Source organism: Streptomyces sp. TRM68416 (assembly GCF_014596915.1).
In the GTDB taxonomy this organism is placed as follows: domain Bacteria; phylum Actinomycetota; class Actinomycetes; order Streptomycetales; family Streptomycetaceae; genus Streptomyces.
Genome location: NZ_JACVWU010000014.1, coordinates 1 through 25,140, shown reverse-complemented (window position 1 = coordinate 25,140; position 25,140 = coordinate 1). Strand labels below are relative to the sequence as shown.

At 71.3% G+C, this 25,140-nt stretch carries 20 protein-coding genes; 8 read left to right on the top strand and 12 right to left on the bottom strand.

All coding sequences use genetic code 11. The features are described from left to right. Positions 1-10: 10 nt before the first annotated feature. The 5 genes from ICC28_RS22260 to ICC28_RS22240 all read left to right on the top strand — a co-directional run bounded on the left by ICC28_RS22260 (position 11) and on the right by ICC28_RS22240 (position 4,409). Positions 11-979: an ABC transporter permease gene (locus ICC28_RS22260; protein ID WP_188290432.1), complete on the top strand. Its 969-nt coding sequence runs from the start codon at positions 11-13 to the stop codon at positions 977-979. Continuing rightward, on the top strand, positions 969-1,850 hold the full coding sequence (locus tag ICC28_RS22255) for an ABC transporter permease (protein WP_188290431.1): 882 nt from the start codon (positions 969-971) through the stop codon (positions 1,848-1,850). Before ICC28_RS22260 ends, ICC28_RS22255 begins: the two co-directional genes overlap by 11 nt. Continuing rightward, positions 1,847-2,806 (top strand): ABC transporter ATP-binding protein, encoded by a 960-nt coding sequence (locus ICC28_RS22250; RefSeq protein ID WP_188290430.1) that lies wholly within the window; start codon positions 1,847-1,849, stop codon positions 2,804-2,806. Before ICC28_RS22255 ends, ICC28_RS22250 begins: the two co-directional genes overlap by 4 nt. Next, positions 2,799-3,476 (top strand): ABC transporter ATP-binding protein, encoded by a 678-nt coding sequence (locus tag ICC28_RS22245; RefSeq protein WP_188290429.1) that lies wholly within the window; start codon positions 2,799-2,801, stop codon positions 3,474-3,476. The genes ICC28_RS22250 and ICC28_RS22245 overlap by 8 nt, the downstream gene beginning before the upstream one ends. Before the next feature lie 192 nt (positions 3,477-3,668). Next, complete coding sequence (locus tag ICC28_RS22240; RefSeq protein ID WP_188290428.1) at positions 3,669-4,409, top strand: class I SAM-dependent methyltransferase; 741 nt, start codon at positions 3,669-3,671, stop codon at positions 4,407-4,409. Between the two features lie 14 nt (positions 4,410-4,423). On the opposite strand, the gene ICC28_RS22235 is transcribed toward ICC28_RS22240, so the two are convergent. Further along, complete coding sequence (locus ICC28_RS22235; RefSeq protein WP_188290427.1) at positions 4,424-5,920, bottom strand: IMP dehydrogenase; 1,497 nt, start codon at positions 5,918-5,920, stop codon at positions 4,424-4,426. Positions 5,921-6,146: 226 nt separating this feature from the next. Next, on the bottom strand, positions 6,147-6,671 hold the full coding sequence (locus tag ICC28_RS22230; protein WP_188290426.1) for a GNAT family N-acetyltransferase: 525 nt from the start codon (positions 6,669-6,671) through the stop codon (positions 6,147-6,149). 46 nt (positions 6,672-6,717) lie between these two features. Between ICC28_RS22230 and ICC28_RS22225 the strand changes: the two genes are divergently transcribed. Then, entirely contained in the window at positions 6,718-7,152 is a 435-nt protein-coding gene (locus tag ICC28_RS22225; RefSeq protein WP_188290425.1) for a VOC family protein, read from the top strand. 138 nt (positions 7,153-7,290) lie between these two features. Here the strand turns inward: ICC28_RS22225 and ICC28_RS22220 are convergent, their stop codons facing one another. Continuing rightward, positions 7,291-8,139 carry a helix-turn-helix transcriptional regulator gene (locus ICC28_RS22220; RefSeq protein ID WP_188290424.1) on the bottom strand — a complete coding sequence of 283 codons (849 nt, stop codon included), beginning with the start codon at positions 8,137-8,139 and terminating at the stop codon, positions 7,291-7,293. A gap of 136 nt (positions 8,140-8,275) precedes the next feature. On the opposite strand from ICC28_RS22220, the gene ICC28_RS22215 reads away from it, so the two are divergent. Continuing rightward, complete coding sequence (locus ICC28_RS22215) at positions 8,276-9,130, top strand: NAD-dependent epimerase/dehydratase family protein (RefSeq protein WP_188290423.1); 855 nt, start codon at positions 8,276-8,278, stop codon at positions 9,128-9,130. A 123-nt stretch (positions 9,131-9,253) separates the two neighbouring features. On the opposite strand, the gene ICC28_RS22210 is transcribed toward ICC28_RS22215, so the two are convergent. Then, positions 9,254-11,032, bottom strand: coding sequence for an amylo-alpha-1,6-glucosidase (locus ICC28_RS22210; RefSeq protein WP_188290422.1), 1,779 nt, complete (start codon positions 11,030-11,032; stop codon positions 9,254-9,256). 66 nt (positions 11,033-11,098) lie between these two features. Then, positions 11,099-12,112, bottom strand: a complete 1,014-nt coding sequence (locus ICC28_RS22205) for a LacI family DNA-binding transcriptional regulator (protein ID WP_188290421.1) — start codon at positions 12,110-12,112, stop codon at positions 11,099-11,101. A gap of 345 nt (positions 12,113-12,457) precedes the next feature. Between ICC28_RS22205 and ICC28_RS22200 the strand changes: the two genes are divergently transcribed. Then, positions 12,458-16,069: a LamG-like jellyroll fold domain-containing protein gene (locus ICC28_RS22200; RefSeq protein ID WP_188290420.1), complete on the top strand. Its 3,612-nt coding sequence runs from the start codon at positions 12,458-12,460 to the stop codon at positions 16,067-16,069. Positions 16,070-16,125: 56 nt separating this feature from the next. Here the strand turns inward: ICC28_RS22200 and ICC28_RS22195 are convergent, their stop codons facing one another. The 7 genes from ICC28_RS22195 to ICC28_RS22165 all read right to left on the bottom strand — a co-directional run bounded on the left by ICC28_RS22195 (position 16,126) and on the right by ICC28_RS22165 (position 25,075). Then, positions 16,126-17,811, bottom strand: a complete 1,686-nt coding sequence (locus tag ICC28_RS22195) for an IclR family transcriptional regulator C-terminal domain-containing protein (protein ID WP_188290419.1) — start codon at positions 17,809-17,811, stop codon at positions 16,126-16,128. 158 nt (positions 17,812-17,969) lie between these two features. Then, on the bottom strand, positions 17,970-18,746 hold the full coding sequence (locus ICC28_RS22190; protein WP_188290418.1) for an IclR family transcriptional regulator C-terminal domain-containing protein: 777 nt from the start codon (positions 18,744-18,746) through the stop codon (positions 17,970-17,972). A 29-nt stretch (positions 18,747-18,775) separates the two neighbouring features. Further along, complete coding sequence (locus ICC28_RS22185; RefSeq protein ID WP_188290417.1) at positions 18,776-19,609, bottom strand: ABC transporter ATP-binding protein; 834 nt, start codon at positions 19,607-19,609, stop codon at positions 18,776-18,778. A gap of 13 nt (positions 19,610-19,622) precedes the next feature. After that, a complete protein-coding gene (locus ICC28_RS22180) occupies positions 19,623-20,414 on the bottom strand; it encodes an ABC transporter permease (protein ID WP_188290416.1) in 792 nt (263 codons plus the stop codon). Positions 20,415-20,418: 4 nt separating this feature from the next. Next, positions 20,419-21,189 carry an ABC transporter permease gene (locus ICC28_RS22175; protein ID WP_188290609.1) on the bottom strand — a complete coding sequence of 257 codons (771 nt, stop codon included), beginning with the start codon at positions 21,187-21,189 and terminating at the stop codon, positions 20,419-20,421. Between the two features lie 98 nt (positions 21,190-21,287). Then, positions 21,288-22,262, bottom strand: coding sequence for an ABC transporter substrate-binding protein (locus tag ICC28_RS22170; protein WP_188290415.1), 975 nt, complete (start codon positions 22,260-22,262; stop codon positions 21,288-21,290). 497 nt (positions 22,263-22,759) lie between these two features. Further along, positions 22,760-25,075 (bottom strand): beta-L-arabinofuranosidase domain-containing protein, encoded by a 2,316-nt coding sequence (locus ICC28_RS22165; protein WP_188290414.1) that lies wholly within the window; start codon positions 25,073-25,075, stop codon positions 22,760-22,762. Positions 25,076-25,140 lie beyond the last annotated feature (65 nt).

Below are 25,140 nucleotides of genomic sequence, written 5' to 3'. Positions count from 1 at the left end.
CTGGGGCGCGATGGCACGGCTCGCGGGGCGGCGGCTGCTGTTCGCCGCCCCGATCCTGCTCGTCGTCACCTTCGGTGTCTTCGCCATCGCCGCCGCCTCCCCCTTCGACCCCGTCAAGGCCTACGCGGGCACGGCCGCGCTCGGCGCGGACGCCGAGACCCTGGCACGGCTGCGCGAGAACCTGGGCGTGGACCAGCCGTTCCCCTCCCGCTGGTGGAACTGGCTGACCGCCGCCGTCACCGGTGACCTCGGCCACTCCAGCGTGCTGCGGCAGCCGGTGGCCGAGGTGATCGGCGAACGCCTGCTCTGGTCCTCGCTGTTGTGCGCGGTCGCGTTCGTCGTCGCCGTACTGACCGGCACGCTGCTCGGCGTGCTGGCCGCCCGCCGGCCGGGATCGCCGCTCGACCGCGCGGTCACCGCCGCCGCCTACTCCCTGGAGGCGGCACCGGTGTTCTGGCTCGCCCTGCTGGCCATCTGGCTGTTCGCCCTCCAGCTCGGCGTGCTCCCGGCGGGCGGGCTGACCGACACGGCCAGCGAGCAGGTCACCTTCGGCCAGGTCACCCGCCACCTCGTGCTGCCGGCCGGGGTGCTCGCCGTCTCCCAACTGCCGTGGTTCACCCTGTACGTGCGTCAGGGCGTCGCCGACGCCCTGGCCGAGGACCCCGTACGCGGCGCCCGCGCACGGGGGTCGAGCGAACGCACCGTCCTGCTCGGCCACGCCCTGCGCTCCGGCCTGCTGCCGGTCCTCACCCTGGTCGGCTCCCGGGTTCCCGAACTCATCACCGGCGCCCTGCTGGTGGAGAGCGTCTTCAGCTGGCCCGGAATCGCGGCGGCCACCGTGGAAGCGGCCACCGCCGTCGACTTCCCGCTCCTGGCCGCGCTCACCACACTCGCCACCGCCGCCGTCCTCCTCGGCAACCTCTTCGCCGACCTGCTGTACGGCCTGTTCGACCCGAGGGTGAAGTTCAGTGACATGTGAATCCCCTCAAGGAACCGTCTGGCGTTCGTACGGCACCAGCCGCCGTTCCCTGCGGGCGCTGCGCGTACGCGTCTCCGCCGGGCTCGTGGCCGCGACCGTGCTGGCCGTCCTCCTCGTACCGCCGCTGGCCCAACTCGACCAGCAGGCCGTCGACCTGTCCGCGAAGCTGCTCCCGCCGAGCTGGTCGCACCCCTTCGGCACCGACGACCTCGGCCGCGACCTCCTCCTGCGCTGCGTCTACGGCCTGCGCGTCTCCCTGCTCGTCGGGGCCGCGGCCGCGCTCGCGGCGACCGTGATCGGCACGGCCGTCGGGGCCACCGCCGGAGCGCTGGGCGGCTGGGCCGACCGGGCCCTCATGCGGGTCGTCGACACCGTCTCGTCCGTACCGCACCTGCTGCTGGGCATCTTCATCGTGGCCATGTTCCGGCCCGGCGTGTGGCCCGTGGTGGTGTCGGTCGCGCTCACCCACTGGCTCTCCACCGCCCGGATCGTGCGCGCCGAGGTGCTGTCCCTGCGCTCGCGCCCCTTCATCGACGCCGCCGTCTCCGGGGGCGCCTCCCGGTGGCGGGTGGCGGTACGGCATCTGCTGCCCGCCGTGCTGCCCCAGGCCGCGCTCGCGGCCGTACTGATGGTGCCGCACGCCATGTGGCACGAGTCGGCGCTGTCCTTCCTCGGCCTCGGCATGCCCACCCACACCGCCAGCCTGGGCACCCTCGTCCAAGGCGCCCAAGGTTCACTGCTCGCCGGGCAGTGGTGGCCGACCCTCTTCCCGGGCCTGTTCATCATCGTGCCGACCCTCGCCATCGCCGGGCTCGCCGGGGCCTGGCGGGAGCGGATCAATCCCCGCCGCCGATCGGAGCTCATGCTGTGACCACTCCAGTCCTCTCCGTACGCGGGCTGTCGGTGCGCTTCCTCATGCCCGGCGGTCGCCGGATCGCCGCCGTCACCGACGCCCACTTCGACGTGGCCCCCGGCGAGTGCCTCGCCCTGATCGGCGAGAGCGGCTGCGGCAAGTCGGTCCTGGCCTCGGCCCTGCTGGGCCTGCTGCCCGCCAACGCCCAGGCGGCGGGCCGGGCCGTCGTGGGCGACCTCGACCTGCTCACCGCCGACGAACGCACCCTCGCCCGCACGGTCCGCGGCCGGCTGATCGGCCTCATCCCGCAGAGCCCCGCCGCGCACCTCACCCCCGTACGCACGGTCCGCTCCCAACTGGAGGAAACCGTCCGCGCGTTGACCGACACCGCAGGGCGGGCCGCGGTACGCCGGGCAGCCGAGGCCGCCGCCGAACGCGCCGCCTTTCCCACCGGCCACCTCGACCGCCACCCGCACGAACTCTCCGGCGGTCTCGCCCAGCGCGCCGCCACCGCCCTCGCCCTCGTCGGCGACGCACCCCTGCTGCTGGCCGACGAGCCCACCACCGGCCTCGACCGCGACCTGGTCGACCACACCGTCGACGAACTGCGCCGCCACGTCGACACCGGCAGCCGCGGCCTGCTCGTCATCACCCACGACCTGGCGGCCGCCGAGCGCATCGCCGACCGGGTGGCCGTGATGTACGCGGGCCGGATCGTCGAACTCACCGACGCCGAAGCCTTCTTCGGCGCCCGGGGCCCCCGCCACCCCTACAGCCGCGGCCTCCTCCAGGCCCTGCCCGACCGCGCCTTCACTCCCATCCCCGGCATGCCGCCCGAACTCGGCGCCCTCCCCGACGGCTGCGCCTTCGCCCCCCGCTGCGCACGCGCCACCGCCACCTGCACCGCACTCCCCCGGCCGACCGACGGCCTCGCCTGCCACCACCCGCACGTCACGGAGGACCTGCGTGCTTGAACTGCGCGACATCACCGCCGGATACGACAGGAACGCCCCCGTCGTCCGCCACGCCACCCTCACCGTCGCCCCCGGCGAATCCGTCGGCCTCCTCGGTCCCAGCGGCTGCGGCAAGTCCACCCTCGCCCGGGTCGCGGCCCTGCTGCACCGCCCCGACACCGGAACCGTGACCCTCGACGGCGAACCCGTACGCGGCTGGCGCCACCGCGCCCCACGCGCCCACCGCACGGCCGTCGGCGTGGTCTTCCAGCAGCCCCGCCTCTCCGCCGACCCCCGCCTGCGGCTCGCCGACCTGATCGCCGAGCCCCTGCGGGCGACCGGGCGCTCCGCCGACATCCCGCTGCGCACAACGGAATTGGCCACCGCCGTCGGCCTCACCCCCGACCTCCTGGACCGCCGCCCCCACGAGGTCAGCGACGGCCAGCTCCAACGCGCCTGTCTCGCCCGCGCCCTGGTCCTGCGTCCCCGCTGGTTGATCTGCGACGAGATGACCGCGATGCTCGACGCCTCCACCACCGCCGCACTGGTGGCCGCCGTCGAGGAATACCGCGGCACCACCGGCGCCGGCCTGCTGGCCGTCGGCCACGACCACGTCCTCCTGAACCGCTGGTGCGACCGCACCGTCCACTGGGCGGAGATCGAGTCCCAGGACCGCGCCGCCAAGCTGTGAGGGCGACGCTCCGGGACGCCCGTCACTCGCCCTCTCGACCGAGCGGTCTTGGGCGATAAGGGGTTCGGCGGCCACCTTCTTCGTGCCATCAGCCAGTACGGATGCCGCACGGGACGAAGGAAGACTCTCTGCCACGACCGCGGCCGGATCGATAGGGCCGCGCAACGGACGATGCGCAGAAGGGGGCCGCACGTGAGCGGGCAGCAGTACGACGAGATCGGTGAGGCGTTCGAGGGGTTCAAGTCCCTGCCGCTGATGCGTTACGGGGAGGTACCGAGCTTCCTCGGCATGGTCGGGGACGTGAGCGGCAGGTCGGTTCTCGACCTGGCGTGCGGAACCGGCTTCTACAGCAGGGAGTTCAAGCGGCGCGGCGCAGCGGAGGTCTTCGGTGTCGACATCTCCGGCGAGATGATCGCCGCCGCACGGGAGAGGGAGCACCGTGACCCGCTGGGCGTGCGCTACGAGGTCGGTGACGTGACCGAACTCCCGCCCCTGCAGCGCTGCTTCGATGTCGCTCTCGGAGTGCAGTGCCTCAACTACGCACAGGACATCGCGGAGATGGAGCGGATGTGCCGCAGCATCCACCGGAACCTGGTGCCGGGCGGGGAGTTCTTCGTGCTGACCCAGAAGCCCGACTACGCGTTCGACTGCGCATCCCTGGAGGCGTACGGCTTCCGCTGCGAGCCGGCCGGGGAGATCGAGACGGGCCGCCGGGTGCGCGTCACGGCCCTCCTCGCCCCCCGGCCGATCACCATCGTCAGCTCGGCCCCGCGCCGCGAGGTCTACGAGAAGTGCCTGCGGGCGGCCGGATTCAGCGCGCTGGAGTGGGTCCCGCTGCATGTGTCGGACGCCGGAATCCATGCGTACGGCGAGGACTTCTGGGCGGACTTCTTCGCAAGCCCGCCCCTGGAGATGCTCCGCTGCCGAGCCTGACCGCGGCCGTGCCGTCAGGAGACCGTCGTCGGCGTGTCCCGCAGGGTGACGTTGGCGTGGCTCTCCTGGAAGCTCTGGTCCGAGACCAGGGTCATCCGGGCCGTGGACCGGAACTCCGGCAGGGTGGTGGAGCCGCAGGAGACCATCGTGGTCCTGAGCTTGGCAAGGGTCACGGCGAGCCCTTCGTCGAGGTCACCGGCGTAGGGAACGTATCCGTCCACGCCTTCCTCGAAGAGCAGCCCCCGGCTGCCCTGGCCGTAGCGCTGCCAGTTGCGGGCGCGGTGGGAGCCCTCGCCCCAGTACTCCTTCACGAAGCCGTCGCGGGTGGGCAGTTTGGCGCCGGCCGCTTGGTCGAAGCGGGCGAAGTACCGGCCCATCATGACGAAGTCGGCACCCATCGCCAGCGCCAGTGCCACGTGGTAGTCGTGGACCAGGCCGCCGTCGGAGCAGATCGGCACGTGCTCTCCGGTGCGTTCGCGGAAGGCCTCCCTCGCCGCGGCGACGTCCAGCACGGCGCTGGCCTGGCCCCGGCCGATGCCCTTCTGGTCGCGGGTGATGCAGATGGAACCGCCGCCCACGCCGACCTTGACGAAGTCCGCCCCGGCCTCGGCGAGGAAGGTGAACGCCTCGCCGTCGACCACGTTGCCGCCGCCGACCGGGATCTCGGGGTAGTGCTTCTTCACCCAGGCCAGGGCCTGCGCCTGCCAGTCGCTGTAGCCGTCGGAGGAGTCGAAGCACAGCGCGTCCGCGCCCGCCTCGACCAGCGCCGGGATGCGCTCCTGGTAGTCGTGGGTGTTGACGCCCGCGCCCACGCGCAGGCGCTTGGCGGCGTCGACGAGTTGGTTCGGGAACCGCTTGTTGTCCGTGTAGTCGGACCGGAACACCAGATGCTGGAGGTTGCCCTCGGCGTCGAGGACGGGCAGGCAGTCCAGCCGTTCGTCCCACAGCCGCGCGTTGGCCTCGGAGAGCGTGGTGTCGGGCCCGGCGTGGGGGAGGTCGGTGATGGCGGTCATGCGCCCGCTGACCGGTTCGGCCAGGTCGTGGCGTTGGGGGTGGAAGTCGCGGGAGGTCACCAGGCCGAGCAGGCGGCCGGTGGCGGTCCCGTCGTGGGTGACCGCGGCGGTGCTGTGCCCTGTGCGGCGCATGACGTCGGACAGGGCGCCCAGGCTGTCGTCGGGGCGGACGTTCGTGTCGCTGGTGACGAACCCGGCCTTGAAGTTCTTCACCTGGCCGACGGCCGCGACCTGGTCCTGGATCGGCTGGTTGTGGTGCAGGAAGCTCAGGCCGCCGTTGCGGGCGAGCGCGATCGCGAGTTCCGGTGTGCTGACGGCCTGCATGATCGCGGACGTGAACGGGGAGAGCAGTTCGATCGCCGACGGCTCCCCCACGACGTGCCGGACGAGGGGTGTGCGCAGTTCGACCGTCGCGGGCGAGCAGTCGGTCCGGGTCCGGTTCGGCAGCAGCAGAAACTCGTTGAACGTCCGTGAGACCTCGGCGATGATCTGTGCCACTCGTTCCTCCTGACCCCGTCGGCCGGGGCCCGACTGCCCCGCCGTGAAGATCGCCCCCGTGTTCCAGGGCCCGGGCGGGCAGGGGCCGGCGGTGCAGCGGTGGAGGTGCCACACGCTGCGGCAGAGCCCTGACCGGCCCGTGGATCGAACGGGTGCGGTCGTGATCAGGCACCCTATCGATCGGCCGGTCGCAGCACGAATCGCCTGCCCTCGTCGGCCGCTTCCCTCAGCTCGGGCGCATGCCGAGCCACTGCTCGGCGCCCCACGCCTCGAACCGCTCCACCTCGGCGAAACCCAGCTTCGCCGCGAGGCGCATCGAGGCGACGTTGGCGGTCTGGGTGGTGAGGACCACCGGCTCGCCGGGAAGGACTCCGTCGAGCCAGCCGAGAGCCGCCGCGCACGCCTCGGCCGCGTATCCGGATCCCCACGCCCGCGGCAGGAACAGGTAGCCGAGATCGGCCTTCCCCGCGGCAGCCGGGCGACGGTGCCCGGTCGCCCTCCGCAGCAGGACCTGACCGATCATCGCCCCGTCGAGTTCCACGACGAAACTCCCGGGCCACCGCGCGGGCACCTCGGGCATCTCCCGCTCGAGCTCGTCACGCGGCCGGGGACCACCGAGGTAGGCGTTCACCTCCGGCGAGGCATGCAGCTCGACGAACGCCGTACGGTCCCTGGCCTCGGCCTCACGGAGCACGAGCCGCTCCGTCCGGATCGGCGCGGGCGGCCAGTCCACAACTCCCAGATCGTCCATCCGCGCACGCTAACAGGCCGTCAAACTCCTCCCCTACGATGGCCCGATGTCGTCGATCAAGAAGTTCCAGGTCACCTTCGACTGCGCCGACCCCGAACGGGTCGCCCGCTTCTGGTGCGAGGTGTTGGGGTACGTCGTGCCGAAGCCGCCCGAGGGGTTTGCCACTTGGGACACGTACTGGAGTGCGCAGCCGCCCGAGAAACGGGGGGCGTGGTTCGCGTGCAGTGATCCCTCGGGGGTCGGGCCGCGGTTGTTCTTCCAGCGCGTGCCCGAGGGGAAGGTCGTCAAGAATCGCGTCCATCTGGATGTGCGGGTCGGCACCGCCCTCGTGGGGCAAGAGCGTGTGGCCGTGCTGGAGGCCGAGGGCGCGCGGCTGGTCGCGCTCGGGGCCTCCCGCGTACAACTGCTGCCCCCCGATGACGACAACGAGGCGTGCCTCGTGATGCAGGACGTCGAGGGCAACGAGTTCTGCCTCGACTGAGGGGCGTCCCACGCGTCCTACGTCAACGGCCGGTGAGCCGAAGCACGACAGTTGTCACACAGGCAGGCTTGTTGTCACTGGCCGCCGCTAGGGCGATGTGCGACGGGCAGGGAGTGAACTCGAAAGGCGCGCACGCGGTCAGGAGCTCGTCGGCGTCAGGTCCTGCAGGCCCACCACCCGCAGCAACTGCAAGCGCTCGTACGACTCCGTGCCCGGGCGGGCCGTGTGGATGACGAGTTGCTGGTTGTGGTCGGAGTTGACGAGGATCTCGCAGTCGAGTTCGAGGATCCCGATCGCAGGGTGCCGGAAGCGTTTTGTGGCGGCGCGGCGTACGGCGACCTCGTGCTCGTCCCAGAGCAGGGCGAACTCCTCGCTCGCGGCGCGTAGTTCGGCGACGAGGGAGGCGGGTTCGGGGTCCGTGGGGCGGGCCGAGGCCACCGCTCGCAGGCCGGCGACCTGCTCGCGGGCGCGCTCCGGGCGGTCCTCGGGCGGGAACAGCTCCTGGACCGCCGGGTCCAGGAAGAAACGGCGGATCATGTTGCGTCCTCGGGGCGGGCGCGCGAGGACGTCTCCGCTCAGCGCCCGTGACAGGGCGTTCTGGGCCAGGACCTCGCCGCAGTCGGTCACCACCATCGCCGGCGTGTCGTGCAGCCGGTCCAGCACCAGGAGCAGGCCCGGGCGCACGTGCGTGCTGGTCGCCTCCCGGCGCGGCGGCTCTTCACCGGTGAGGTGGAAGAGGTGGTCGCGTTCGTCCTCCGTCAGGCGCAGGGCGCGGGCCAGCGCGGTGAGCATCTGGCGGGACGGGCGCGGGCCCCGGGACTGTTCCAGCCGCGTGTAGTAGTCCACGGACATGCCGGCCAGCTGGGCCACCTCCTCGCGGCGCAGCCCCGGCGTACGGCGGCGGGCTCCGGCCGTGAGACCCGCGTCGGAGGGGTCCAGGCGGGCGCGAGCGCGGCGCAGGAAGTCGGCGAGTTCGGCTCGGTTCACCTCTCCAGGGTGGGCGACGCCGGCCGGCTTATCCAGGGACTTTCGATCCCCTGATGAAGAGGTCTCTCCCGGTCGTTCCCGCATCCACCGAGGCTGGTCACCGACGACAGGCGACACCGTGCGTGAGGAGCACATCATGCTGACCTTGGTGACCGGTACGACGGGACAGATCGGACGCCGCTTCGTGCCGAGGCTGCTGGTCCAGCGGCAGCCGGGCGAGCAGGTGCGAGTCCTGGTACGGGACGCGGCCCGCGGCGAGCCCTTCGCGGAGCTGGGCGCCCAGGTCGCCGTAGGAGACATGCGCGATGAGGAGACACTCAGTAAGGCGCTCGCCGGCGTGGACGCCGTCGTGAACATCGCCGCATCCTTCCGCGGGGTGCCGGACGAGGAGGCGTGGGCCGTCAACCGGGACGCCGCGGTGGCCCTCGGCCGCGCCGCGCAGGCCTTGGGCGTGGAGCGGTTCGTGCAAGTCAGCACGAACAATGTGTACGGCGTCGGACGGGGCCGACCGCTGACCGAGGCGGACGAGAGTCGGCCGGGCGGCGAGATGTGGGGCGCCTACCCCGAGTCCAAGGCCGAGGCCGAGCGCGAACTGCTCGCTCTCAAGAGCCTGGACGTACGCATCGGGCGGCTCCCCTTCGTCTACGGCGAGGGCGACCCGCACCTCGCCGACTCCTTGCGCTGGGCCGCCCGTTGGGCGCCGCACCAGCGCCTGCAGATGGCCCACCACGCGGACGTCGCCCAGGGCCTGATGCGTCTGTTGTACGCGCCGGGCATCGCCGGCCGGATCTACAACATCGCCGATGACGCCCCCGTCACGACGGTCGAGCTGTACCAGCTCAACGGCGTCGAGGTGCCCGCTGGGCTCCACGAACTCACGGACCCCGACCCGTGGTTCGGGATCACGTCCAACCAGCGGATCCGCCGGGAGCTCGGCTTCCGGCCGATCTACCCGAGCGTCTGGACGGCCCGGGACGCCGGAGCCCTGTGACGGTCACTGCGGCGCGACCTGCGGCAGCGCGTTCACCACGTTGATCACGCCGGGGTCTGCTGGTGACGCGTAACGCGCCGTATCGGTGACAACCACTGTGCTTCGCCCGACTGAAGCCGCAGTTCAGCGGATGCCAGGGGTGACACCTGTCGTGCTTCGGCCCAGCCGGTCGTCGTCGCCACGGGCGTGTGCCTCGGCGAGTAGGAGGTAGCAGGCGGCGGTCCAGGTGTAGGCGCGGTCGCGCAGGCCCTGCCCCGTCAGGGCGTCGAAGTTCTCGGCGAAGCCGTGGGTTTCGCACAGGGCGCGGAAGCGGGCGCTGATGTCGTCGGCCGGCCGGTGGTGGCCGGCGCGGCGCAGGCCGTCGTGGATCAGGACGGTGGCGGGCGCCCAGACGGGGCCGCGCCAGTAGCCGTCGGCGAGATAGTGCGGGGAGTCCGTCAGTTCGGTGGCCAGGCCGTACGGGGTCAGGTGGGCCTTGATGCGGTCGGCCAGGGCGCTGCTGACGTGGTCGGGCAGGTGCTCGCCCAGCACGATGGGCATCAGGTCGAGCAGGCTGGCGCTGCTCCAGGTGTCTCCGGTGCCGACTCCGCGGGCGACGAACCTGTCCTGGTCCCACAGCCGGTCGAGCAGGGCGGCCTGCATCTCCTGCGCCGCACGACTCCACCGGCGCGCGTCGGAAGGGCGCTCCAACTCCGTGGCGAGGTCGGCGAGTTCACGCATCTGGAGAATGAGGAAGGCGGCCAGGTCGGCCGTGACCACCACGCGCTCGGGGTCGAAGGTGGTGGCGTTGTCCCAGCCGCTGTCGTTGCCGTGCTGGTAGTGGGCCAGCGGGTCGCCGGGGGCGCGCCGGGCGGTGAGCCAGAAGTCCGTCCAGCGGGCCAATCGGTCGTATGTCTCGGTCAGTTCGGTGCCGGTGGGCGGGGTTGCCAGGCGGCGGCGCAGGTGGCCGAGGGTCCAGCCGTGGATGGGCGGTTTGACGAAGTTGTGGAGGACTTCGGAGTGGGTGACCGAGTCGGGCAGGGCGCCGCTGTCGTCCTGGTGGTCGAAGGGGAGGGCGAACTGGTCCAGGGCCAGTTCGGGGCATCCGCGGGCCAGCGCGAGGGCGTTGAAGCAGTGGTCCCAGCTCCACACCTTGTCCATCCAGTGCTTGGACATCAGCACCGCCGGACGGGTCACCAGACCGGCCGGGCGTACGGTCGCGGACCAGATGACGTACGCGGCGAGTTCGGCCGCCGGGGTGGCGGGCGAGCGCCAGGGGGCGACCGTGTCGGCGAAGTCCGCGAACGCGCGCTGAGCGCGGTGCACGAGGGTGTCGAAGGTCGCCGCGGTCGTGTACCGGGGGCGGGCGGTGTCGAGTTCCTCGATCGCGATGTCCCAGGCTCCGCCCTGCTGCGCGGTGAGCGTCAGGCCGCGGTCGGCGCTGCCCAGCGTCTGGGTTCCGGGCGTTGCGGCGAGGGTGCCGGACAGGACGGTGACGCGGTAGCGGCGGCCGGTCTCGTACGAGGTGAACACGTGCGCGTCCGCCGCCGGGTCGTGGAAGAAGTAGGTGCCGCTGAACGGGGTCAGGGTCTGCGCTGCCGCGCGGACGCTCAGGTCCAGGCCGGTGCCGCGCAGCCGTACGGTGTCCGGTGACTCGTAGGCGAGGTCGATGCGTCCGGTCCCGCCGGTCCAGCTGAGCAGGCCCGGGGTCGCCTCGATGCGCGGGTCGGCGCGGGCGCCCGTCGCCGGGTCCAGCGGTACCAGGCGCAGGACGGGGTGCATCCCGTTCTGGTGGGAGACGAGGTGCAGGTCGTCGGCGTAGGTCTGCTCGGCCACGACGGGCGAGATGTCGAACCAGGATCCGTGGGTGCTGAACGGGATGTCGTGGACGGAGAAGGCGGGACCGGACCGGGCGACGGTCATCAGGGGTGACTCGTTTCTGGAGCAGGGGCGGCCGACGTGCGCGCGGGGGCTAGCCGCTCGGTGCGGTCAGGGCGCCGTCACGGGCCCGGTGCTGGCCCGCAGGGAGATCGGCGGCGTGAGGAGGTGGTGGCGGGGCGGGGCGTCGGGGTGGTCGAGCCGTTCCACCAGCAGGTCGACGGCGCGGCGGCCCATCTCCTCGGCCGGTACGTCGGCCGCGGTGAGCCGCGGGGTCACCGTCTCCGCCCAGCGGCCGGCGACGACCCCGGTGACGGAGAAGTCGCGCGGTACATGGCGGCCTGCCTGGGCGAGCCCTCGGTAGAGGCCGCCCAGAGCGGCCTCGTTGAGGGTGACCAGGGCCGTGGTCGCGGGGTCGTCGTGCAGGATCCGGTCCACGCACGCCTGCCCCGAGGCCGCGTCGTCGCCGCAGCAGTACGTGCGTACCGTCAGCCCGCGCTCGGCGGCGGCCTTGGTGAAGCCGTCCAGGCCGCGGTGGGCGGACTCGTAGCCCGACCGCAGGAATTGTTCGGGCCGGTTGACGAAGGCGACCCTGCGGTGGCCGAGGTCGGCCAGGTGGTGGACGCAGGCCGCGGCCAGCGCGGTGTGGTCCAGGCCGACCCACCAGCCGCCCTCGGGGTCCGCGGTGCGGCCGATGGCGACGGCCGGGAAGCCCAGTGCGGCCAGGTGGTCGACCCGGTCGTCCTCCAGTCTGATCTCCATCAGGATGGCGCCGTCGACCCGCCGCTCCCCCAGCAGCCGCTGGAACGAACGGTCGCTGTCCACGCCGCTCGGTGACAGCAGCACGTCGTAGTCGTGGGCGGCGGCGGCCTCCACCACGCTGCCGATGAAGTCCAGTTGCATCCCCGTGTAGTGGTTCCCGGCCGGCGGGAAGACCAGGCCGAGGGTGCTGGTGCGTCCGTTGGCCAGGGCGCGGGCGCTGGCGCTGGGCCGGTAGCCCAGCTCGTCCACGACCCGCTGGATCTTCCGGCGCGTCTCCTCCGACACCGAGCGCTTGCCGCTCAGGGCGTAGGACACGGTGCTCCGTGAGACACCGGCCCGCCTGGCGATCTCACCGATGTTCACGGGAACTCCTTGGTCGAACCGGTTCGCATGGAGTGACGGTAGGAACCACCCGAGACCCTGTCAACACTCCGGGCAGCATCTCCAAAACCCTTGCCGGTGGCCGCGCAAGAGGCACACCGAGGGGATTGCTGGGCCGATTTCCCGGTGCTAGCTTCAGCGAACCGGTTCGACCAGCCCTCCGTCCCCCCTTCCACGGACCGACCCCGCACAGCCGCCGCGGCACACGACTGCCACCCTGCCACCTGGACAGATCCCGTTCCGTCGATCGCCAGACGTGATCGAACCGGTTCGACAACCCCTCGGGGCCGCCCGGCACCCGCTACCGAAGGATTGAGGACGCCCTCCATGCCATCCGCTGACGGACCCGCCCGGCACCGCGCCCCGGCCGCCGTGGCCCCGACTCCCGGCGCACCCCGGCCCGCCGCCCGCTACACCTTCGACCAGGACGACCTCGCCTCCGGCCGGATCGCCGACGTCTCCGGCAACGGCCTGACGGCGAGCCTGGTCAACGCCTCCACCGCCGGTTCCGTCGCGGGCGCGGCGGGCGGCACGGCGCTGGCCCTGCCCGGCGGCGCCCCCACCTCCGACGGCGCCTACGTCCGCCTGCCCCGTGAAGTACTCGTCGGCGCGAGCGACTTGACGGTCTCCGTCCGTCTGAAGTGGGGCGGCGACAGATGGTCCTGGCAGCGCATCTTCGATCTGGGCAGCGACACCAGCCGCTACCTCTTCACCACCCCCTCCAGCGGTGACGGCGTCCTGCGCACCGCCGCGACCACCGGCAGCGGGGAGGCGCAGGTCGCGGGACACGCGTCCCTGCCCGCGGACGCGTGGCGGACCGTCACCGTCACCCTCGACACCTCCGCGCGCCGGCTGACCACCTACCTGGACGGCGTGCCGGTCTCGTCCGCCGAGACCACCGTCAAGGCCCGTGATCTGCTGGGCGGTTCGGCCACCGCCGCGGGCTGCATCGGCAAGTCCTTCCACCCGGACCCGCTGTTCAAGGGCGCGATCGACGACTTCACGGTGTGGCACGCGGCGCTCAGCGCCGAGCAGGTGGCCGGCCTGGTCCCCGCCGTGCCGACCGTCCAGGCGCTGTCGCGGACGGCCTTCGAGCTCCGTACGGCCGCCGGGACCGCCCCGCCCCTGCCCGCCGCCGTCCGCTCCTCCTTCTCCGACGGCTACGACCGCGACATCCCGCTCGCCTGGGACGCCGTACCGGCCGAGAAGTACGCGCGGCCGGGCACGTTCACGGTGGCCGGCACGGCGGCCGGGCGCTCCGTGCGGGCGTCGGTCACCGTGGTCCGCGAGGGGGAGCTGACCGTCGATCTCGGCTCGGACACCGGCGCGTTCCACGGCGGCGCCTCCGGCACGCTCTACGGCGTGTACGGGCCGGACGTGCCCACCAACAACCTCATCGAGGGCATGGGCCTGCGGACGGTCTCCACGAAGGCGCAGGACGGCCCGCAGCACCCCGGCGGCGACGCGCTGGAGGTGGTCGGGCCGCTGGCCGACTCCACCGACGGCGACGTGTACGTCTACATGACCGACATCCACCGCGGCTTCCCCTACCAGTGGCCGGGCGACAGCCCCGAGGAGAAGGTCAAGCTCTACCGGGACAAGGTCGCGCACCAGGTCGACCAGGTGCTGCGGCTGCCGGAGCGGTACCAGGACAACATCGTCTTCGTGCCGTTCAACGAACCCGAGGGCAACATGTTCGGCACCGGCGAGTGGAGTTACGACCGGGTCAGCTGGCTGAACGACCCCACCGCCTACTTCGCCGCCTGGGACGACTTCTACCGGCTCATCAAGGGCAGGATGCCCGACGCCCGTATCGCGGGCCCCAACACCAGTGTGCTGTACGACCAGGTGAAGGGCTTCCTCACGCACACCCTGGCCGCCGGCACCCTCCCGGACGTCATCACCTGGCACGAGCTCAGCCACCCGGAGGCGGTGCGCCGGAGCGTGTCCACGTACCGCGCCTGGGAGAAGGAACTGTTCAAGGGCACCGAGCACGAGGGCACCCGACTCCCGGTCAACATCAACGAGTACGCCTTCAACTACCACACCTCCGTCCCCGGCCAGATGATCCAGTGGGTGTCCGCGATCGAGGAGTCCAAGGTGGACGCCGACATCGCGTACTGGAACATCGACGGCAACCTCTCCGACTCGGCGGTGCAGTCGAACCGGGGCAATGGCCAGTGGTGGCTGCTCCACGCGTACGCCTCGATGAGCGGGCACACGGTGAAGGTGGCGCCGCCGTTCCCCGGCGAGAACTACACCATGCAGGGTGTCGCCACGCTCGACGCCGCCAAGCGGCAGTCCCGGCTGATCTTCGGCGGGTCCACCGGCAAGGGCCACATCACCTTCGCGGACGTGCCGAGGAAGCTCTTCGGGGACCAAGTGCACGCCTGGGTACGGGAGATCGAGTGGAGCGGGCAGCTCGGCGACTCCTCCGGCCCGAAGCTGCTCGCCGAGCGGAACCTCAAGGTCGGCGACGACGGCAGGGTGGTCGTCGACTTCGGCGACGGCACCCTGCCGGAGCTGAAGGAGTCCTCCGCGTACGAGATCGTCCTCACCCCGGCCGGGAAGGCGCAGGGCGCCCAGTCCCCGCCCGTGCGCTGGCAGGGGTCGTACGAGGCGGAGGACGCCGCCCACACCGGGTCCGGCTACTCGAAGAACGGCCCCGAGGGCTCGCCGCGCGACGTCTCGAAGTTCTACACCTCCGGCGGGTACAACGTCGGTGGCCTGCGCACCGGTTCGGACGTCACGCTCGACTTCACCGTGGACGTGCCCGAGGACGGCACGTACGACCTGAGCGTCTTCGCCAACTCCCTCAACACCTTCGACCGGGTCGAGGAGCAGGGCCCCACCAACGTCTTCCTGCGGGTGGACGGCGAGGCGGACAGCGAGCAGGAGCTGCACCTGCCGCTCGCCTACAAGTGGGTGGTGTGGGACCACACCGACACCGGGGTGCGGCTGACGAAGGGCAGGCACACGCTGACGCTCGCCGCGAAGAGCCTCGACGGCGTGCGGGCCACCAAGGGTGACGCCATCGTGGACCGCCTCACCCTCGCCCTGCCCGCGCGATCGGCCGCGACCCGGGTGTACGAGGGCGAACTGGCCTGGCTGAGCGGCGGAGCACGACCCGTCTACGACCTGCCGGAGCAGACCGGAACCCCGGCCACCGGCTCGGGCGCCGCCCGGCTCGACGCGGGCCAGACCGCCACGTTCTGGGTCCACTCCCCCGCCGACCGCGAGGCCACCCTCACGATCGACACGCTGGGCGCCGCCCACGCCCGGCTCGCCGTCAACGGACACGACGTCCTGCAGCTGTCCCAGGGCAGAAGCAGCGTGGCCGTCTCCCTCTCCGGTGGCGTCAACAGGGTGACGGTGACCGGCGGTTCACCCGCCACCCTCGTCGACCGCCTCACAGTGACGCCCACGGAGGGCTCGCTCAGGACACGTACGTACGAGGCGGGTGCCGCCCAACTCGAAGGCTCGGCCACGCTCACCCCGCTGTCGTCGGCCACCGCCGGTACGGCGATCACCGGCGTCGGCGGCGAGCCCGGCAACGGCACCACGGCGACGTTCACCGTCGAGGCCGACCGGACCGGCCTCCACGCGCTGCGCGTCCGCTACTCCAACCCCGAGCAGTCCGAGGCCACCCACTACAACCCCGATCCGCTCGCCCGTTACGCCGACATCAGCGTGAACGGCGGCGAGCCGCGGCGCGTCGGCTTCCCGCACAGCTTCCACCGCAACAACTTCTGGGGACTGACCGTCCCGCTCCACCTCGAGGAGGGCCGGAACACGATCACCTTCCGCTCCGAGGAACTGCCCGACTTCGACGGCACCACCTACGCCTCGGACACCTTCCCCGGCGTACTGCTCCGCTCCCGCCACGCACCCCTGATCGACCGGATCACGGTCACGCCGTACGCGCGGGAGGTGCGCTGAGGTGACCGACACCGGGGTCGACCTCGCCCGACACCGTCCCGCAGCGCCCCTGGGGTTCAGACGGCCGGAACTCGCACGAAGCGCCCGGTTGTGTGCAGGTCGACCTCGATGCGAGCAGCCGTGGCCCGCAGTTCCGGCAGGATGTCCGTGACGCATTCGGCGGCCGAGCGGCGACCGCTGTGCATGGTGACGTTGATCGCCGCGACCGGCCTCCCGTCGCGGTCGCGCACCGGTACGGCGATCGAGCGAAGACCTTCTTCCAGTTCCTCGTCGACCAGCGCGTATCCGTCCTGGCGCACTCGCTCCAGGATCGCGTCGAGGTCGGTGGACCGGGTGACGGTGCGAGCGGTCAGTGCTCCCATCCGCAGCCGCGCCAGCCGGACGGAGCGCTCCTCGGCCGGCAGTGCCGCCAACAGCACCCGGCCCGTGGAGGTCGCATAGGCGGGCACGCGCGCCCCCACGGCGATGGCGACGTCCATGATGCGCCCCGCGGCGACCGAGGCCGCGCACTGGACGTCGTCACCGGCGAGCACGGACAGGGTCGTCGAGTCCCCCACCTTGTGGGTGAGGGCGGCGAGATGAGGGTGCGCGATCCGGGTGAGCGTCGTCTTGGACAGGGGTGGGAATCCGAGGGCGAGGACTTGGGGAGTGAGCCGGAAGATCCGCGCGTGCAGGGTGATGTATCCCAGGTGCTCCAGGGTGATCAGGGCGCGGCGTGCCGTGGCGCGGGTCAGGCCGGTGGTCTCGGCGACCTCGGTGAGGGTCAGCGCCGCACGGCCCTCGCCGAACGCGGTGAGCACGGTCAGGCCACGGGCCAGGGATTCCACGAACTCCCCGCCCAGTTCCTGTTTGGACACGCTCGTCCAGGTGGCGAGCCCGGAGGGGGCGCTCCGGCTCGGCGGCGCCGGAAGCGGCGCGTCGGCCAACTCCCGCTCCATGACGGTCACCGCCGCACGGAGCCTGGGGAGGAGAAAGTCCCGCAACGAGTCCGCGCTGTGCCGACTCGTATGGCTGACGACGCTCGCCACACAGGCGATGCGACCGTCGGGGGTGCGCACCGGAACGGCCGCGGCGACGAGGCCCGGCTCGATCAGCTGGTCGTCCAGTGCCCAGCCACGGGCGCGTGCCCGTTCCACCCGTTCTTCGAAGTCCGTCGCGGCGGCACCGTGCGAGCGAGGGGGGATCGCCGGGAAGCCCAGGTCCTCGGGGTCGGCGGCCTGCCGCTGGTGCCACCGCGCCCAGTCCTGCGCACTCCACTCGGCGGCCAGCAGCGGGCCCGGCGCGGTGCGCTCGGCGGGCAGCAGATCGCCGATGCGGAAGCTCAGGGACAGGGCACGTCGGCGGATCGCCTGATGGATGAAGCGGATGCCGTCACCGTCCGCCACCGCGAGGGACACCGACTCGTCGAGTTCGTCGGCAAGGGCATCGGCGTGCGCGCTCAGCAGGGCGGGAAGGCGAAGGGCGGCCAGGTACGCGTTCCCCAACTCCGTCAGGCGGGGAGCCAGGGCGACGTTGCTGCCGTCGAGGCGCACGTACCCCATGTGAGCGAGGGTGCCGGTGACCCGGTCGACGGTGGCGCGGGCCAGGCCGGTGGCGCGTGCCAGGTCGCTGAGCCCGGCCGCCCCTCCGGCATCGGTGAGTTCACGCAGTACGGCGATGCCCCGCATGAGAGGGGCCACTGCCTCCTCCGGCGGCGCGGCCGCCGTGGGGTCGGCAGGCGTCAGGGCGTCGGGCAGTGTCATGGGCTCTCCGCGGCGGCTGTCTCGTCACTGTAGTGAATGATGCCTGGTGAGGGCGGAGCCGACAGGTCCGGCGGAGCGAGAGTTCACGGCATGCTCGTCGCGGAGGGCGGCGCGGCCGTGCGCCGAGGCCGCTGCCGGGAGCCCGGCCTCCCGACCGGCTAGCCGGGGACCTTCAGCTCGGCCTCGATGTGCGCAGCGGTGGCCAGGAGCGGCGGCAGCAGATCGTGGCGTATCGACTCCGGCGTACGCCGGCTGGAGTGGGTGGAGAGGTTGATGCCGGCCACCACCCGTCGTGTCTCGTTCCGGATCGGTACGCCGATCGACATCAGGCCCTGCTCGAGTTCCTGGTCCACCAGGGACCACCCTTGTGCCCTCACCTGTTCCAGTTCGGCGGCGAGTGCGTCCCTGGAGGTGATGGTGTACGGGGTGAGCGGCCTCAAGGAGACGGTGTCCAGGTAGTGCCGGAGCCGGGTCGCGTCGAGGTGGGCGAGCAGGACCCGGCCGAGGGAGGTGGCGTGGGCGGGGAAGCGGGTCCCGATGCTGATGGAGACCGTCATGATCCGCCGGGTGGGTACCCGGCTGACGTACACCACGTCCTCCTCGTCGAGCACCGCCACCGACGAGGACTCGCGGACCTCGGCGACCAGTTGCTCCAGGTGGGGCTGGGCGATCTCGGCCAGGGACATGCTGGACAGGTAGGCGTAGCCCAGCTCCAGGACCCGGGGTGTGAGGCGGAAGAGGCGGCCGTCGGTGGCCATGTATCCCAGGTCGGCGAAGGTCAGCAGGAAGCGCCGCGCGGTGGCACGGCTCATGCCGGTGTTCCTGGCGACCTCCGAGAGGGTCATGGCGGGTGTGTCGGCGGTGAAGGCACGGATGACCGCCAGCCCTCGTTCGAGGGACTGCACGAAGTACCGCCCGGGTTCGTTGTCGTCCATGCGCTGTGGTCCCTGTGTCGAAGGGCGGGTCAGGACTCGGACTTCTGCAGCGCGAGCTCGTCTCCGCGGTCCGCCGCCGGTGTGTCCGTGTCACCGTTGTGGTGCTTGGCCCGCTGGATCTGCTCGTACACGTGCGCGCGCAGTTCGGCGAAGCGGGTGCTGGAGCGGGTGTGCAACTGGTCGCGTCCGTCGGGCAGATCGATGGTCAGGTCCTCCAGCACCACGGTCGGCGACGTGGACAGGATGAGGGTGCGCTGGCCGAGGTAGACGGCCTCGTCGATGTCGTGGGTGACGAACAGGACGGTGACGCCCAGCTCGTGCCACAGCCGTCGGATGAGGTCCTCCAGCTCGGCGCGCGTCTGGGCGTCGACGGCCGCGAAGGGTTCGTCCATGAGCAGCACCTTGGGCTCGAAGGCGACCGCGCGGGCGATGGCGACGCGCTGCTGCATGCCTCCGGAGAGCTGCCAGGGGTAGGCCTGGTGGGCGTCGCCGAGGCCGACCACCTCCAAAGCGTGCTCGACCAGTTCCCGTGTCCGCGCCTTGCCGAGCTTCTTGCGGCGCAGGGGCAGGGCGACGTTGTCGCGTACGTTCATCCAGGCGAACAGGGAACGGCCGTACTCCTGGAAGACCACCGCCATGCCGGGCGGTGGTCCGTCCACCGGGCGGCCGTCCAGGCGGACTTCGCCACTGGTCGGCGTCAGCAGCCCGGCCATGCACTTCAGCAGGGTGGTCTTGCCGCACCCCGACGGGCCGACCAGACACACGAGTTCACCGGCACCGATATGGAATGAAAGGTTCCGCAGTGCTTCGACGCTGCGGTTGCGTCCGGCGTAGATCTTCTGCAGATTGCGTACGTCGAGCATCGGCGTCTCCTTGTCAGGTGTTGCGTTGAGCCCGGCGCAGACCCTGGTACCAAGCCATGACCCGGTTCTCGGCGAACCGGAAGAGCAGCGACAGCAGGAACCCGAGCAGGCCGAGCAGCAGGACGCCGCTCCACATCTCGGGAATGGCGAAGGAACGCTGGAACTGCACGATGGTGAAGCCGAGCCCGTTGCTGGCGGCGAACATCTCGCTGATGACCATGAGGATGATCCCGATCGACAGGGCCTGGCGCATGCCCGTGACGATCTGCGGGCTCGCCGAGCGCAGCACCAGGTGCCGCAGCCGGGAGGTGCCGGTGATGCCGTACGAACGGCAGGTGTCACTGAGCACCTCGTCCACGGCGCGCACCCCCTCGACGGTGTTCAGCAGCACCGGCCACATGCAGCCGCTGACGATGACGAGCACCTTCATCGTGTCGCCGATGCCCGCGAAGAGCATGATCACCGGTACCAGTACCGGGGGCGGAATGGCCCGGAAGAGTTCCAGGACCGGTTCCAGGACGTCGCGCGCGACGCGGCTCATGCCGACCACCAGACCGATCCCGATACCGATGACGACGGCCAGGAGGTAGCCCGCGGTCAGGCGGAGCAGGCTGGGGACGACGTCCGACAGCAGTCGCTCCGCCGTCCAGACCTCCCCGAAGGTCCGCAGGATGGTGGACAGCGGCGGGACGTAGAAGTCCGTACTGTCGGCGGTGGCGAACCACCACACGGCGAACAGGACCGCGGGCAGACCCAGGGCCAGCGAGACCCGCCGGGCCATGGCGAGGACGGTCGTCCGGTTCATGCGGCTAGCCCTCCCTTCGGACGGATTGATGCCAGTGCAGCACCCGCCGCTCGACGGCCCGCGCCACCAGGTTGACCGCGACTCCCAGCACCCCGGTGACCAGGACCAGGGCGTAGACCCGTGGCACGGCACCGGACGTCTGCGCCACGGCGATCTGGTTGCCCAGCCCGGGCGAGCCGATGACGAGTTCCGCGGTGATGGCGAGGACGAGCGCCACGGTCGCGGCCAGCCGCACCCCTGTCATCACATACGGCAGCGCGGTGGGCCACATGACGTACCGCACCCGCCCCCAGCCACCCAGCCGGTAGCTGCGGGCGGTGTCGTCCGCCACCGGGTCGACGTCCTGCGTGCCGGCCAGCACCTGGACGAGCACCTGCCAGAAGGCGGCGTAGACCACCAGCAGCAGCTTGGACCTCAGATCGGTGCCGTAGAGGAGTACCGCCACCGGGATCAGCGCCACGGACGGTATGGGTCTGAGGAACTCGATGGTGGAGGCGGTCAGGGCCCGCAGCAGGGGCACGGAGCCGATCACGATCCCGGCCGCCACGCCCGCCGCCACGGCGATGGCCAGCCCCAGGCCCCAGCCGGTCAGCGTGTCGCCCAACGCGGTCCAGAACGCGTCCTCGGCGAGCAGGGCCCACAGGGCCCGGCCCATCTCCGACGCGGGCGGAAGGTAGTCGGCGGAGACCAGCCCGCTGTGCGGCAGAGCCTGAAGCAGTATCACCAGGCCTGCCAGGCCCGCCAGGCCGCGCAGGGGGGTGGCCGCTCCCTCCAGGGCGCGCCGGGCGCGGCCGCGGCCGGGACCGCCGGGGCCCGTGCCGGTCCCGGCGGCATCCACGGCCTTCGTCAGCACAGGAGTGCTCCCGGCGCCGGTCATGAGAACAGGGCGTCCAGGTCGGGCTTGCCGTCGCCGAAGATGCCGTCCTCCTCGCCGAGGGACACCAGCTTCTCCAGGGAGGCCATGTCGTACTGGGCCGGCCAGGTGGGCAGCGTCAGGTTCTTCAGGACCTCACCGTCGATCTTGGTGTAGGTCGTGAGGGTCCGACGTGCCTCGTCCGGGTGGTCCGAGGCGTACTCGAGCGACTCGGTCACCGCCTCCGTGAACCTCTTCACCAGGTCGGGGTTCTCCTGGGCCAGCTTGGTGGAGGCGAAGTACGTCGCGATGGTGAGCTTCGGGTCGGTCTCGGCGAACGGCGACGCCACGACGCGGGCGCCCTGTCCCTTGGCGATGGTCAGCGCGGGCTCGCCCGCCCAGGCGGCATCCACCTGCCCGCCGTCCAGCGCGGCCGGCATCTGGTCGAACGGCATCTCCACGAACTTGACCTTCGAGGGGTCGCCGCCGTCCTTGCGCACCGTCTCGCGGACCGTGGTGTCCCCGATGTTCTGCAGCGTGTTCACCGCCACCGTCTTGCCGACGAGGTCCTTGGCCGACTTGATCGGGCTGTCCTTCTTGACGGCCACCGCGCTGACGTCCTTGCCGACGTCACCGGTCGAAGCGGCCCCGTTGACGACGGACTTGATCGGCACGCCCTTGGTCTGGGCGATCATCAGCGAGGTGACATTGCTGAACCCGAACTGGAACTGACCGCTCACCACGCCGGGGATGATCGCGGCGCCACCCTGGGCGGACTCCATCTTCAGGTCGATGCCCCGGCTGCTGAAGAACCCCTTCTCCTGGCCCAGATACAGCGGAGCCACGTCGACGATCGGAATGATCCCCACCTTGACCTGCGTGTTCTTGCCCCCGCCCGAGGAGGACGAACCACCGGTCCCGGAAGAAGATCCGCATCCGGCCGCGGCCGCGACCGTCACCACCGCTATGGCAAGCCCGAGAACGCGCCTCTGCATGGGGCCTCCTGACGAGAGGAATCGCCTGCGCATACCCTGTGCGCAATGCGAACAACTGTCCGTGTGCCGAACAAGGCATCCGGAGGCTATTTCTCGGCCCGAATCGCGTCAATAGGTCGTGCAGAAGCTGTTTCCGGACCCCCTGCCGCATCCTCCGGCGCGCAGTCCGGCAGCCCACGGAGCGGAGTGCGATCGCCGCGCTCGTGGTGGCCGCCGCGACGGGGGCGCATCCCACAAGGCAAGTGCCGCAACGGAGTTCGGCGGCCGGGGCACGGCCACCGGCTGTGTCCGGGACCGCGACATCGACGGGGCGACGGCATCGGTGCGGTGCGCCACGGCCCGCAGTCCCCGGGGCATGGCGGTCGGCGTCGACGCTCTCGCCGCGGCGACGCCCGCCTCACCGCCCGCGCGCAGCTCGTCATCAGGTCCGGCGTCGAGCCGGGCGGGGCTCCGTGTGGTCGGCGGCCGACCACACGGAGCCCCGCCCGGCGATCTCGTCAGCCGTTGCGGACGATACGCCAGCGGTTGTCGGCAGTACCGTCGTCCGAGTCCTGGACCGCGAAGGCGCCGACGGCGGTGGAGTTGCCCGCGATGGCGAGCAGCTTGCCGCTGTGCTCGTTGCGGATCTTGTAGGTGCCGTCTCCCTGGTCGAGGAGCGTCCATCGGTGGTCGGGGGTGCCGTTGTCCGACCACTGCAGGACGGTCGCGCCGTCCGCCGTGGACATGCCCTGGACGCCGAGCACCTTGCCGCTGTGGGCGTTGCGGAAGCGGACCGCATTGCCGTCGGTGATCATTTCCCAGTTGTGGTCCGCGGTGCCCGAGTCGTGCCACTGCAGGGCGCGGCCGCCGTCGGCCGTGGACATGTTCTGGACGCCCAGCACGAGACCGCTGCCCGCGTTGGCGAGGCGGACGGTGCCGCCGCCGGTGTTCCAGTAGACGGTGTAGTTGTGGCCGTGCGCCTCGTGGAACGGGCCCAGGTTGACGGTGGAGCCGTTGGCGGTGGCGGTGAAGGCGAGCGAACTGCTGCCGGTCCGTGTGATCGAGGACGTGTTCAGCGTCGGGAGGGAACTGAGCGAGGAGTTGCCGTAGTTGCCGGCCAGGACCACCGGCCCGTAGGTGACCGCGGTGACGTTCGCGTTGTCGTTGGCCGCTCGCAGGGCGATCCGCATGGGCAGGCGGACGGTGACCGTGTCGCCGGAGGTCCAGGAGCGGGTCAGGGTGGCGTAGCTGCCGGGGGTGGTGGTGATGTTCTGCGCCGTGCCGTTGACACTGACGGTGGCCCCGGTGGTCCAGCCCGGGATGCGGATGCGCATCGCCCAGGTCCCGCTGACGTTGCCGGTGACCCGCAGGGTCGTGGTGTCGCTGACGGGATAGTTCGTGGTCTGGGTGACGGTGATGCCGCGCTCCGACCAGGTGAGCACCGAGGGCACGAACAGGTTGACGATCAGGGTGTCGTCACTGCGGAAGTAGACGGAGTCCATCAGCCTGGTGTTCATCTCCAGGCCCGTGCCCTGACAGCACCAGAAGGAGCCGTAGTCGGTGCTCCAGGTGCCGCCGCCCCACGCCGGGCCGACCCCGCGTCGGCCGCCCGGGTTCAGCGGGGTGAAGTAGGTGATGTGGCCGTGGTTGTCGGCCGGGTTCTGCTGGCCGATCATCTGGTTCAGCCACGCCCGCTCGTAGTAGTCGAACAGCTCGGCCCGGTTCGGGTCCAGCGCGAACAACTCCCGGGTGAGCAGCAGCATGTTGAAGGTGTTGCAGCTCTCGCACGTGTCGTTGTTCAGGTAGCCGGCGATGGCGTTCGGGGGGCGGAAGTGCTCCGCCTGGCTGTTGCCGCCGATGGCGTAGGTGTGCGCGTTGACGGTGATGTTCCAGGCGTTGGTGGCGATGTCCCGGTAGCGGGTGGTGCCGGTGGCCTTGTACTCCCGGGCGGCCCCGATCCACTTGGGCACCTGGGTGTTGGCGTGCAGTCCGTTGAGCCGGTCCTGGTTGGCCGCCAGGGGGTCGAACACCGCGGCGTGGTCGAACCGTTGGGCGACGGTGAGCCACCGTTCGTCGCCCGTCTGCTGGTACAGATCGGTCAGCACGGCGTTCATGCCGCCGAACTCGGTCTGCAGCATGGTCTGCATCTGCTGGCCGGTCAGCCGGCCGGTGCGCCGGTCGACCCACCCCGCCAGGGCGAGCAGCACGTCCCGGGCCTGCGTGCTGCCGATGTGGCGCCATACGTCCAGCAGGCCGGCGAGGGTCTTGTGGATGGTGTAGTACGGCACGTTGCCGTTGTTCAGGGTCCGCTGTTCGAGGGCGGTGAAGTCGGACTCGGGGTAGCCGCAGAGGTATCCGGCGCCGAAACCGGCGGCACTGTTGTTGGCCTGGCACTTGGCCAGCTCAGCGACCATGTACGTGGCCTTGTCCCGGCAGACGGTGTCCCCGGTCACCGCGTACAGATGCGCCCACGCCGTGAGGAAGTGCCCCTGGCTGTGGGTGCGGAAGGGGAAGTCCGGAGCCTCCCAGCCGCCGGTGGCGGCCGCGCCGTTGGTCGACAGCCGGTGGTTGGCGCGGAAGTTGTACAGCAGCCGGTCGACGTCGACGAACCGCAGGTAGTTCCGCGTACGGTCCTGGTTGTCCAGCCATCGGCTCGCGGTGAGCCGGACCTGGCCGAGTGCGAAGGGGTGCGCCGAGACCCCGATGTCGGCCCTCACCGGAGGAACGGCCGCCGCGTGGGCGGGAGAGCTGCCGATGAGGGGTCCGGTTGCAGTGACGGCGGCGGTGGCCCCGGCTGCTTGCAGGAGGTGCCGTCTGCTGATGGGGGAGGACATCGTGCACCTTTCGTGGCGGCAGAATCCGTCGAAGCTGACCGAGGGCTGCGGGTCAGCGGGGGTGG

Bases quoted from the DNA above. Each gene is read 5' to 3' on its own strand.
- ICC28_RS22260 (WP_188290432.1), top strand. From the start codon at position 11: ATGGCACGGCTCGCGGGGCGGCGGCTGCTGTTCGCCGCCCCGATCCTG.
- ICC28_RS22230 (WP_188290426.1), bottom strand. From the start codon at position 6,671: ATGGACGATCTGGGAGTTGTGGACTGGCCGCCCGCGCCGATCCGGACG.
- ICC28_RS22225 (WP_188290425.1), top strand. From the start codon at position 6,718: ATGTCGTCGATCAAGAAGTTCCAGGTCACCTTCGACTGCGCCGACCCC.
- ICC28_RS22215 (WP_188290423.1), top strand. From the start codon at position 8,276: ATGCTGACCTTGGTGACCGGTACGACGGGACAGATCGGACGCCGCTTC.
- ICC28_RS22210 (WP_188290422.1), bottom strand. From the start codon at position 11,032: ATGACCGTCGCCCGGTCCGGTCCCGCCTTCTCCGTCCACGACATCCCG.
- ICC28_RS22200 (WP_188290420.1), top strand. From the start codon at position 12,458: ATGCCATCCGCTGACGGACCCGCCCGGCACCGCGCCCCGGCCGCCGTG.
- ICC28_RS22195 (WP_188290419.1), bottom strand. From the start codon at position 17,811: ATGACACTGCCCGACGCCCTGACGCCTGCCGACCCCACGGCGGCCGCG.
- ICC28_RS22190 (WP_188290418.1), bottom strand. From the start codon at position 18,746: ATGGACGACAACGAACCCGGGCGGTACTTCGTGCAGTCCCTCGAACGA.
- ICC28_RS22185 (WP_188290417.1), bottom strand. From the start codon at position 19,609: ATGCTCGACGTACGCAATCTGCAGAAGATCTACGCCGGACGCAACCGC.
- ICC28_RS22180 (WP_188290416.1), bottom strand. From the start codon at position 20,414: ATGAACCGGACGACCGTCCTCGCCATGGCCCGGCGGGTCTCGCTGGCC.
- ICC28_RS22170 (WP_188290415.1), bottom strand. From the start codon at position 22,262: ATGCAGAGGCGCGTTCTCGGGCTTGCCATAGCGGTGGTGACGGTCGCG.
- ICC28_RS22165 (WP_188290414.1), bottom strand. From the start codon at position 25,075: ATGTCCTCCCCCATCAGCAGACGGCACCTCCTGCAAGCAGCCGGGGCC.